We start from the raw sequence: 3,226 nt of genomic DNA, 5'->3' as shown, positions 1-3,226 counted from the left end.
AAAAAGAACCAGGGAGAAAACATATGTTCATCGTCCAAAAGGACAGCGGCGTCATCCCGCGCGTGTTGACCCAGATCCTGGATTCATGCGTGAACGGCGTGACGCTGACGGACCCCGACCTTGAGGACTCGCCGATCGTTTATGCGAACAAAGCGTTCGAAGATATATGCGGCTACCCGCAGGAAGAAATTGTTGGCCGCAATTGCCGCTTCCTGCAGGGGAAAGATCGGGACCAGCCAGAACTGGACCCGCTCCGCGCTGCGATCAAGAAGGCTGAGCCTGTTGAAGTAACGCTGCGCAACTACAGAAAGAACGGCGATCTGTTCTACAACCGGCTTGTCGTCAAGCCGCTCTTCGACGAACGGGGCAATGTCGTTTATTTCCTGGGCGTTCAATATGACATCACCGAACAGGTGCGCGCCCAGGAGGAGATCAAGAGCCTGACCGAGAAGCTCAACGTCGCAGGAGAATCGCGGTTTCCTTGAATGCAAGCGCTGTCGGCGGTCGTTCTCTGGAATGGACGCGCCGCTGAACCAGTTATGGCCCCGATTTCCCCAACAGCTGGCGGGATACTAAAGCAGCGACAACGCGCCAAGAGACAGTTCCTGCCTAGGAACGGGCGGCGTTCAGGATCATTTCGTCGCGTAGCTGAACAGCATCGAATGCGGCAGGCCGCGCGGCGGCGGCGGGAAGGGCGCGGCGCGGCGCACCGCGTTGAGCGCGGCGGCGTCGAGATCGGGCGCGCCGCTCGGCTGGTGCACCGCCTGATGGGTGAGATTGCCCATCTCGTCGATGTAGAACACGATCGCGCCCCTGCCGATCACGCCGCTCCCCCTCACGCGCGGCGGGATCCGCATGTGCGGCATGATAAGGCCGTAGAGGATCGTCAGATAGGTCGTCTTGGCGTGGCCGCCGCCGACCGGCGATGGCTTACGCGGCGCCGCGAGCTTGTAGTCCGGTATCGGCGCGAGCGCCGCGAGCTGGTCGGCGATCGAGTTGGCTTCGCCTTTCTTCACCAGGCCCTTCTCATTGGGGTCGGGCTTCTCCTGTGGCGTCTTTTCCGGCGCGGCCTGTTCGATGATTTCGGCGTCGCTCTTGTCTTCGAGCGGTTTCTCTTTGACCTCCTCCGGCGCCTTGGCCTTTCCCGCCTCGTCCTCGCCCTCCTTCATGCCCTGCGGCTTCTCGTCCTTAGGCGCGACGTTATTCTTCTCGGGCTCGTTTTTCGGCGTCTTGAGGTCCTTGACCTCCGGCGCGTTGACGTCGGACTTGGTCTTGCTCTCGGCCTCCGGGGCGTCGAAGGCCGGCTTTTCGTCTTCCATTGGCGGCGGAGGCGGCGCCTTTTTCTGCTCTTCTTTCTTCTCCGGCGGCTTCTCCGGCTCGGGGGGCGGCGGCTCCTCCTGCTTTGGCGCAGCCGCAGGCGGCGGCTCGTTGATCACCTCGACCGGGATTTCCTCGGCGGGGGGCGGCGCTTCGCGGGCGAAGCGCCAGTCCTGCCAGAGCAGGAAGGCAAGCACGCAGATATGCGCCAGCAGGCCCAGCAGCAGAAATAGGAGAAAGCGCGGGCGTATGCCGGCCGCGCGGCGCCGCCGAAGGAATTCGACGGCCAAGGTCGCGCTGATCGCGCGCTGTCCGCTGCTGTCGTTCATCGCGATGGAAAGCCGAGCTCCAGCGCCGCCGCTGCTTGCATTATCGACCTGAAGGGGTGATCCGGCCGCGCCACGTTGGAAATTATAACCGCCTTTGGGCAAAAACGCGCCCCCGCAAAACGGTGAGCCTTTTGCCGCAGTTATCAAAGTGAAGAGACGTTCATATATAAGGTGCTTCTAATTTAAGCGGCGCTCGAACGCCGCTGAGGGGGAAATGCATGAAGCGCTTTGGAAGCGTGTCGCGCCGGGGATTTATGTTGGGCGCCGGCGCGGCGGCGGCGATCGGCGCCTCGGCCTACGGCCAAGGCCATGCGATGCGCCGGATCGCGCCGAACCGCGCGTCCGAAGCCTTCAATCCTGAGGTCGAACTCGATCTGATCTGCAGGCCCGACGAGACGCCGATCTTGACGGGAAGACCGACGCGCGTGTGGCGCTATGTCGGCAATCTCATCAAAGGGCCGCAAAATACGCTGACGGCGCTGCCCGACACCTATCTCGGCCCGCTGCTCCGCTTTGTTAAGGGACAGAAGGTCCGCATCCGGATGCGAAACGAATTGCCGGAAGAAACCATCACGCATTGGCACGGCCTGCATGTGCCGATGCTGATGGACGGCCATCCGATGGCGGCGATCGATCCAGGCGAAACTTACGTCTACGAATTCGAGGTCCGCAATCGCGCCGGTATGTATTTCTATCATCCGCATACCCACGAAAAGACAGCGACCCAGGTCTATCGTGGCCTCGCCGGCGCGATCATCGTCGAGGACGAGGAGGAGCGTGCGCTCGGACTGCCGTCCGGCGAATTCGAAATCCCGCTCGTCATTCAGGATCGCTCGTTCGACGGTGACAATCAGCTCGCCTATGGCGGGGACATGCATACGCGCATGTTCGGTTTTTATGGGGACCGCGTGCTCGTCAACGGACGATGCAATTTCACGCTCGACGTCGCGAGCCGCCCCTACCGCCTGCGGATTCTCAACGGATCGAACGCGCGCATCTACAAGCTGTGTTGGGACGATCGCACGCCGCTGACCGTGATCGGCGTTGACGGCGGACTGTTGGAGAAGGCCGAGACGCGGCCCTATGTGATGCTTGCCCCCGCCGAACGCGTCGATCTCCTCGTCGATTTCAGCGGTCGTCCGCAAGGCGCGAAGCTGACCATGCTGAGCGGAGAGTTCTACGGACTTATTCCGCCGATGGCGCAGCGCATGATGGGAAGCGATCTCTTCATGGGGGAAGAATTCCCCCTGTTTACGGCGCGGGTGACGAAAGCTTCAAACGAAACGTGGAAGCTGCCGGAAAAGCTCTCGACGATACGGCGTTTCCAAAAGGAAGAGATCGCCAATCTCGGCGATCCGATCCCGATCGCGATCACCATGGCGCATATGGCGATGTTCCTGAACGGCCGCCCCTATGGTCACGACGACATCCAGCCGCGCGAGCACATCCCTGTCGACACGACGCAGCTCATCGACATTTTCCATGAGCAAGGCGGCACGGGCATGGGCATGGGCCAGATGGAGATGATGGGCGGCGGCATGATGCGGGGCCGAATGGGAATGGGCGGCAGAGGCATGGGG

At 61.9% G+C, this 3,226-nt stretch carries 3 protein-coding genes; 2 read left to right on the top strand and 1 reads right to left on the bottom strand.

Annotated features, from left to right (window positions below; all coding sequences use genetic code 11):
* On the top strand, positions 1 to 485 hold a 485-nt coding region (locus QZ964_RS19550), incomplete at its 5' end, for a PAS domain-containing protein (protein WP_292533725.1).
* A 147-nt stretch (positions 486 to 632) separates the two neighbouring features.
* Here QZ964_RS19550 and QZ964_RS19545 read toward each other — a convergent pair.
* Positions 633 to 1,646: a TonB family protein gene (locus QZ964_RS19545; RefSeq protein ID WP_292533723.1), complete on the bottom strand. Its 1,014-nt coding sequence runs from the start codon at positions 1,644 to 1,646 to the stop codon at positions 633 to 635.
* Positions 1,647 to 1,864: 218 nt separating this feature from the next.
* Between QZ964_RS19545 and QZ964_RS19540 the strand changes: the two genes are divergently transcribed.
* Positions 1,865 to 3,226, top strand: a 1,362-nt coding sequence (locus tag QZ964_RS19540; protein WP_292533715.1) for a multicopper oxidase domain-containing protein, incomplete at its 3' end; no start/stop codon positions are given.

The organism is Methylocystis sp. (assembly GCF_021731785.1).
Taxonomy (GTDB): domain Bacteria; phylum Pseudomonadota; class Alphaproteobacteria; order Rhizobiales; family Beijerinckiaceae; genus Methylocystis.
This window is presented reverse-complemented; position numbering and strand designations above follow the sequence as displayed.

Excerpts from the sequence above, each read along its gene's own strand:
- QZ964_RS19545 (WP_292533723.1), bottom strand. The coding sequence starts at position 1,646 with ATGAACGACAGCAGCGGACAGCGCGCGATCAGCGCGACCTTGGCCGTC.